This window comes from Lentisphaerota bacterium (genome assembly GCA_016873675.1).
Taxonomy (GTDB): domain Bacteria; phylum Verrucomicrobiota; class Kiritimatiellia; order RFP12; family JAAYNR01; genus VGWG01.
In genome coordinates, this window is the sequence record VGWG01000125.1 from 1 (window position 1) to 7,281 (window position 7,281).

The window sequence follows — 7,281 nt, forward strand, 5'->3', positions numbered from 1 at the left end:
CAACCTCTTTTCCGCGCTTTTCGAGACACGGAACCGGATTCGCACGGCCCCGTGACGCCACCACTGGGCAACGGCCCCGCAGCCCCGCTACCATTAAAAAAGGGGTTGCCCCCCGCATCGTGCATTCCAACGATGCGTTCGGCTCTTTCATCTTCACGCTCCACGGATGTGGAGGCGGGGGCGGGGGCGGGGGCGGGGAGCGGACGCAGGGAGCGCCCGAGAAGTTGGCACTCTCAAGCTTCGTGGCGACCCGGTCGCAGGTCCTGTCCGCGTGATCAGCGCAGATCGATCCTGTGGCCGACGGCGCGGGTCTCGAAGCGCGTGGGCACCACAACGTACTGCGTGCGGGTACTGCCATCGGGGAGGCGCACGACGCAGGGCACGGCATCGTATGCGACCGGATAGCGGTATTCGGTGCCGTAAAAGAAGTGCGCGGGCTGCTGCTGCTGCGCGCGCACGGCCAGGCGCGCGTCGGCCACGCGCGCGGCCTCGTGTTCGGCGGCCACGCGCGCGGCTTCGCTGGCGCGGCGCGCCTCGGCCTCCTCTCGGATGCGGGCCTCGGCCTGCTCCTGGCGCGCGCGCCAGAGCTGCATCACGGCATCGCGCTCGGCGTCGCTGACCAGGGGAACATCGAACGCATCCTCCCCGGTCCGCACCCGCGCGGTCGTCTCGTCAATCGTCTCCACGGCCACGAGCCGGTCGTCGAGCGTGATGGCGTCTCCAGCGCGCGCGTAACCCCACGCTCCGGATGCCAGCGAGACCAGGCACGCCATGCGGCCGGGCTGCTCCAGAGGCGCACCGAGAACGAGGACCCGCTCCTGCCCGTTGGTGTGGCGCAGGGTGACGGTGCTGGTGTCGACGGTCAGGCTTGAGCCGACCGACGCCTTGAAGACCTGCTCGCTCTTGGCCTCGTAGGCCACGAGCGCCCACTCGCCGAGGCGGTCGCCGACGCGGACAAAACGGGTGGTTCCAGCAAAGTCTTTGAATGCGAGGACCGGGGCGAAGTCCGAGCCGGTGCTGACGGAGGCGAGCAGGTGCTCGAAGACATTCGAACGCACGACATAGAGCCGCAGGTCGTCGCCCCCGCCCGCAGCGGCGGTGCCAGCAGACGCCAGAATAAACGCGAGCGCCGCCACGGCCCGTCCGGCCCGTGTGCCGATCTTTCTCATCAGGTCTATGTCTGCGCCCATGCCGGATGCCCTCACGGGAAAAAGTGTATCACACGGCGAATGCGAAGACCGAACAAAAAAACGGGGCTTGGCGGAAACCGCCAAACCCCGTCTTTCGCGAACGATCAGACGCGCCGAGGCGCGTCTGTGTACCGCGTGCTTACATGTCCATGCCGCCCATGCCACCCATCCCGCCCATGCCGCCGCCGTGGCCGCCAGCCGGGGCTTCCTTCTTCTCGGGGATGTCGGTGATCATGCACTCGGTCGTGAGCAGGAGCCCGGAGATCGACGCCGCATTCTGCAGCGCCGAGCGGGTGACCTTGGCCGGATCGAGCACGCCCGCCTTGATCAGGTCCACGAACTCGCCGGTCGCCACGTTGTAGCCGTTGGCGCCCCGGTCGTTCTTGACCTTCTCGACAATCAACGCGGCTTCCAGACCGGCGTTGGCGACCAACTGACGCAGGGGCGCTTCGAGCGCGCTGCGGATGATGGCCACGCCGATCTTCTCGTCACCGCAGACTTCGATATCATCCAACGCCTTCTGGCAACGGAGCAGCGCCACGCCGCCACCGGCCACGACACCCTCTTCGACCGCCGCGCGGGTGGCGTGCAGCGCGTCCTCGACGCGGGCCTTCTTCTCCTTCATCTCCGCCTCGGTCGCGGCGCCGACCTTGATCACCGCCACGCCGCCGGCCAGCTTCGCCAGGCGCTCCTGGAGCTTTTCGCGGTCATAGTCGCTGGTGGTGTCTTCGATCTGGCGCTTGATCTGGGCGACGCGGCCCTGGATGTCGCTGGTCTTGCCTGCGCCCTCGACGATCGTGGTGTTCTCCTTCTCGATCGTCACGCGCTTGGCCTGGCCCAGATCCTCGATCTTCACGTTCTCGAGCTTGATGCCGAGATCATCGCTCAGCATCTTGCCGCCAGTGAGTACCGCGATGTCTTCGAGCATCGCCTTGCGGCGGTCGCCGAAGCCCGGGGCCTTCACGGCGCAGACCTGCAGCGTACCGCGCAGCTTGTTGACGACGAGGGTCGCCAGCGCTTCGCCTTCGACATCCTCGGCAATGATCAGCAGGGGCCTGCCGGCCTTGGCGACGTTCTGCAGCACGGGCAGCAGGTCGTTCAGGCTGGAGACCTTCTTCTCGTAGATCAGGATGTAGGGGTTCTCGAGCACGCACTCCATCGCCTCGGCGTTGGTGGCGAAATAGGGCGAGAGATAACCCTTGTCAAACTGCATCCCTTCGACGACGTCGAGGGTGGTATCGATGGTCTTGGCCTCTTCGACGGTGATGGTGCCGTCTTTGCCGACCTTGTCCATCGCCTCGGCGATGATGCGGCCGATTTCGACCTCGCCATTCGCCGAAATGGTGGCGACCTTGGCGATCTCCTCGGCGTCCTTCACCTTCTTCGCCTGCTTCTGGATGGCGGCGACGACGGCGATGGTGGCCTTGTCAATACCGCGCTTGAGCGACATCGGGTTGGCGCCCGCGGTGACATTCTTCAGGCCTTCGCGGTAGATAGCCTCGGCCAGCAGGGTCGCGGTCGTGGTGCCGTCGCCGGCGACGTCGCTCGTCTTGCTCGCGACTTCGCGCACCATCTGCGCGCCCATGTTTTCAAAGGGGTCGGACAGTTCGATCTCCTTGGCGACGCTGACGCCGTCCTTGGTGATCGTCGGCGATCCGAACTTCTTGTCCAGAATCACATTGCGTCCGCAGGGTCCCAGCGTAGTGACCACGGCGCGGCTCAGCTTCTGGATGCCGGCCAGAACCGACTGGCGGGCTTCGCTATCATACCTCAGTTGTTTTGCAGCCATTGTGAGATGCTCCTTTCAAAATCAGTGTTCGGAATTACGTTACGAGATCACGCCCAGCAGGTCGTCTTCACGCACGAGCTGGTATTCTTTGTTGTCGATCTTGACTTCGGTGCCGCCGTATTTCGGCATCAACACGCGGTCGCCGACCTTGACGTCGAACGCAACCGGCTTTCCATCGTCGTCAACCTTCTTGCCGATGGCGATGACCACGCCCTCCTGGGGCTTTTCTTTGGCGTTGTCGGGGATGATGATCCCGCCTTTGTTCTGCTCTTTCGGGTCAACGGGTTCAACCAGAACACGCGCGCCGAGTGGACGGATTTTAGCCATGGTAACTCTGCCTCCTGTTTGTTTGTGTGATTTAAGGTCTGTTTTCCCCGGGGATCCGAATCCCGGAAAAGTGTTTATTTCTTCTTGTCGTCGTCGACCATGGTGAAGTCGGCGTCGATCACCCCGTCTGAGTCGGGTTTTTTGCCGGTGTCGCCGGCGTCCTGTGCGCTGCTCGTGCTTCCGTCTGCTGCAGGGCCGCCAGCGTGCGGCCCCGTTTTCGCGTAAAGCTCCTGGGCAACGGCCTGCATGGCGGTGTTGAGCGCTTCCTGCTTGGCCTTGATCGTCCCGATCGCTCCGGACTTCAGCGCCTCCTTCAGCTCGTTAACGGCATGCTCGACCGGCGCCTTCTTCTCTGCGGCGAGCTTGTCGCCGTTTTCCTTCAGCACTTTCTCGGTCTGGTAGACGAGGTTCTCGGCGAGGTTGCGAGCCTCCACCTCCTCGCGTTTCTGGTTGTCTTCGCTGGCATGCGCCTCGGCGTCGCGCCGCATCCGCTCGATCTCCTCCTTGGAGAGGCCGCTGGAGGCGGTGATGGTGATCTTCTGCTCCTTGCCGGTGCCCAGATCCTTGGCGCTGACGTGGAGAATGCCGTTGGCGTCGATGTCGAAGGTTACCTCGATCTGCGGCACGCCGCGGGCTGCGGGCGGGATGCCGTCGAGGCCGAAGCGGCCGATCGTCTTGTTGTCGGCCGACATCTTGCGCTCGCCCTGCAGGACGTGGATGTCCACCTGCGGCTGGTTGTCGGCCGCCGTGCTGAAGATCTCGCTCTTCTTGGTCGGGATGGTCGTGTTGCGTTCGATGAGCGGCGTCATGATGCCGCCCAGCGTCTCGATGCCGAGCGTCAGCGGGGTGACGTCGAGCAGGAGCACGTCCTTGACCTCGCCCTTGAGGATGCCGCCCTGAATGGCCGCGCCGACGGCGACCACCTCGTCGGGGTTGACCCCCTTGTGAGGCTCCTTGCCGAAAAGCTCCCTGGCCTTGTCCTGCAGCTTGGGCATGCGGGTCTGGCCGCCGACCAGCACCACCTCGTCAACGGTCGTCAGGCCGGAATCACGCATGCAGTTGCGGCAGGGGCTGGTCGTCCGCTCGATCAGGCCGTCGGTGAGTTGCTCAAGCTTGGGACGGGTGAGCGAGACGGTGAGGTGCTTCGGCCCGCTGGCGTCGGCTGTAATGAACGGAAGGTTGATCTCCGATGTCTGCGCGCTCGACAGCTCGCACTTGGCCTTCTCCGCCGCCTCTTTCAGGCGCTGCAGGGCCATGGTGTCTTTGGACAGGTCAATGCCGTTTTCCTTCTTGAACGTGTCGATCAGCCACTGCATGACGGTCATGTCCATGTCGTCGCCACCCAAATGGGTGTCGCCGTTAGTCGCCTTGACCTCAAAGACGCCGTCGCCAATGTCGAGCACGGAGATGTCGAAGGTGCCGCCGCCAAAATCGTATACGGCGATCTTTTCGTCCTTCTTCTTGTCCAGCCCGTAGGCGAGCGACGCAGCGGTAGGCTCGTTGATGATGCGCAGGACCTCCAGTCCGGCGATCCGGCCGGCGTCTTTCGTCGCCTGCCGCTGGCTGTCGTTGAAATAGGCGGGAACCGTGATCACCGCCTGCGTGATCTTCTCGCCCAGATACGCCTCGGCGTCGGTCTTCAGCTTCTGCAGCACCATGGCCGAGATTTCAGGCGGGGAATACACCTTGTCGCCGACCTTGACACTGGCGTCGCCGTTGGCCGCACGAACGAGCTCGTAGGGCATCATCGCAGCCTCGTGGGTCACCTCGTCGTACTTGCGACCCATGAACCGCTTGATGGAGTAGACTGTGTTTTTTGGATTGGTGACGGATTGGCGCTTGGCGGCCTGCCCCACGAGGCGCTCGCCGCTCTTGGTGAACGCCACGATGGACGGCGTCGTGCGCGCCCCCTCAGCATTCGGCAACACGACGGGCTCGCCACCCTCCATGACCGCCATGCACGAGTTTGTCGTCCCCAAATCAATTCCTAAGACTTTTGCCATAACCACACTCTCCGCCGCTCTGTCTCATCGGCTGTTGTTGTGACACTACACGGATGCCGTTACATAAGCAGCGAGCGTGCCAGCCGCCTTGTTAACAGATACATATGTATTTGTAAAATGTTTATAATAAGGTTATTAACTAAATATTTATAATCGTTCTTTGGCTTCGGATGAAGGGCCGTATCTGGGCATTGTGTCACAGTGCGCCAGAGATCGGACTGGGACAAAACGGTCAGGGGAAGGGTTTAAGGGGCCGCCAGCCTGCGGCCGGATGGAACGATGCCATGAGACAGTGTGATCGTCCTCATCCAGCTTTTCTCTTCATTCCCATTCTGAATACTGGCTTCTGAATCCTGCGCTTACAGAACCGACGTAGGAGGTTTTGCAAGCGCCTCCGTTTTTTCTGTTCTTCCCGTCCGGGCCATTTCTCTGTATAGTAATTCCCACTTTTTTGACAACCGGGCGGCAGCGCCGCCGTCAATCTGGAGCGAAGCTATGGCACAGGCCTTGATTTTTCCGAAGCTCGGGCAGACGATGGAAGAGGGTTTGATCGTCAAGTGGCTGAAACAGGAGGGCGATGCCGTCGCCAAGGGCGACATCCTGTTTGAAATCGAGACGGACAAGGCGAACCTCGAGGTGGAGTCGTTTTTCGAGGGCACTCTGCTGAAAATCTACGTGGGCGTGGGAATCACCGTGCCCGTGAACACGGTCGTGGGATACGTCGGATCGGCTGGAGAGCCGGTGCCTGCCCAGCCTCCCGCGCCAGCCTCCGCGCCCGCGGTGCCAAAAGCCGCCGCACAGGCGCCCGTTCGGGCCGCCGCGCCGCGCGCCGAAGCGCCCCGTGCTGCCGCGCCCGCCGGGGTGCCCACCCCGGCTCCCGCCCCGGCTCCGGCATGGACGCCCGCCCCGGCTCCCGCAGGTGCGGCCAAACGGGCCATCTCGCCGCGCGCCAAGGCGCTCGCGCGCGACAAGGCGGTGGATCCGGCCCCGGTGACCGGCAGCGGCCCCAACGGCCGGATCACCGAGAAGGACCTCCTGGCCTATCTGGCGGCGCGGAACTACGAGGCCCTCCGCATCGCACCCGCCGCGAAACGGCTCGCGCAGGAGAAAGGCGTGGACATCCTGACCGTTCGCGGCTCGGGCGAAGGCGGCCGGATCCGGGTCGAAGATGTCGAACGGGCGATTCGCGCGCAGCCGGTTGCGCTGTCGCGCATGCGGCAGGTGATCGCCCGCCGCCTGGTCGAATCCAAGCAGACGATCCCCCATTTCTACGTCACGGTGACGGCGGACATCACCGAGCTGATGCGCTATCGCGCCGCGCTCAAGGCGGCTGGAACCGTGTACAGCGTCAACGATTTCATCCTTGAAGCGGTCGTGCTGGCGCTGGATGAGTTCCCGGCGGTCAATTCCACGACCGACGGCCGCACGGTGACCTGGCGGGGCGACGTCGATCTCGGCGTGGCGGTGAGCGTGGAAAACGGACTCGTGGTGCCGGTGATCCGCGCCGCCCAGACGCTGAGTCTGGCGGAACTGCGCGACCGCGCCAAGGCGCTCGCCGACAAGGCGCGGGCCGGCAAGCTGACCCCCGACGAGATGACAGGCAGCAGCTTTACCGTCTCCAACATGGGGATGCTCGACGTCGATGCCTTCGCCGCGATCATCAACCCCGGCGAGGCTGGCATTCTCGCAGTGGCGAGCGGCCGCGAGGCACCCGCCGTGGTCAACGGCGAAGTCCGCATCCGCACGCAGCTGGCGATGACGCTCTCCGCCGACCACCGCATCGTGGACGGCGCGACCGGCGCCCGCTTCGCCAACGCCATCCGCCGGAAGCTCGAAACCGTCGAGCTGTGGAAGAGCCTGGTGTGAGACCTTACTTCACGCGGACGCGGAAGAAGCCGGAGGGTGCCTTCGAATCGGGATAGGTGACGAACGCGCTGGTGCGGTCGCTGTCGGCCTCCACCGTGGCGACCGT

At 64.0% G+C, this 7,281-nt stretch carries 5 protein-coding genes; 1 reads left to right on the top strand and 4 read right to left on the bottom strand.

What is annotated here, in order from left to right:
* Positions 1-275: 275 nt before the first annotated feature.
* The 4 genes from FJ222_11245 to dnaK all read right to left on the bottom strand — a co-directional run bounded on the left by FJ222_11245 (position 276) and on the right by dnaK (position 5,309).
* Positions 276-1,190 carry a hypothetical protein gene (locus tag FJ222_11245; protein MBM4164996.1) on the bottom strand — a complete coding sequence of 305 codons (915 nt, stop codon included), beginning with the start codon at positions 1,188-1,190 and terminating at the stop codon, positions 276-278.
* A gap of 139 nt (positions 1,191-1,329) precedes the next feature.
* Positions 1,330-2,979, bottom strand: coding sequence for a chaperonin GroEL (groL, locus tag FJ222_11250; GenBank protein MBM4164997.1), 1,650 nt, complete (start codon positions 2,977-2,979; stop codon positions 1,330-1,332).
* A 39-nt stretch (positions 2,980-3,018) separates the two neighbouring features.
* The gene (locus tag FJ222_11255) at positions 3,019-3,306 is read right to left on the bottom strand and encodes a co-chaperone GroES (protein ID MBM4164998.1); all 288 of its coding nucleotides are present in this window, start codon (positions 3,304-3,306) and stop codon (positions 3,019-3,021) included.
* 74 nt (positions 3,307-3,380) lie between these two features.
* Complete coding sequence (gene dnaK, locus FJ222_11260) at positions 3,381-5,309, bottom strand: molecular chaperone DnaK (GenBank protein ID MBM4164999.1); 1,929 nt, start codon at positions 5,307-5,309, stop codon at positions 3,381-3,383.
* A 495-nt stretch (positions 5,310-5,804) separates the two neighbouring features.
* Between dnaK and FJ222_11265 the strand changes: the two genes are divergently transcribed.
* Entirely contained in the window at positions 5,805-7,175 is a 1,371-nt protein-coding gene (locus tag FJ222_11265) for a 2-oxo acid dehydrogenase subunit E2 (protein ID MBM4165000.1), read from the top strand.
* The last annotated feature ends 106 nt before the right edge of the window (positions 7,176-7,281 follow it).

Bases quoted from the DNA above. Each gene is read 5' to 3' on its own strand.
- FJ222_11245 (MBM4164996.1), bottom strand. From the start codon at position 1,190: ATGGGCGCAGACATAGACCTGATGAGAAAGATCGGCACACGGGCCGGA.
- groL (MBM4164997.1), bottom strand. From the start codon at position 2,979: ATGGCTGCAAAACAACTGAGGTATGATAGCGAAGCCCGCCAGTCGGTT.
- FJ222_11255 (MBM4164998.1), bottom strand. From the start codon at position 3,306: ATGGCTAAAATCCGTCCACTCGGCGCGCGTGTTCTGGTTGAACCCGTT.
- dnaK (MBM4164999.1), bottom strand. From the start codon at position 5,309: ATGGCAAAAGTCTTAGGAATTGATTTGGGGACGACAAACTCGTGCATG.
- FJ222_11265 (MBM4165000.1), top strand. From the start codon at position 5,805: ATGGCACAGGCCTTGATTTTTCCGAAGCTCGGGCAGACGATGGAAGAG.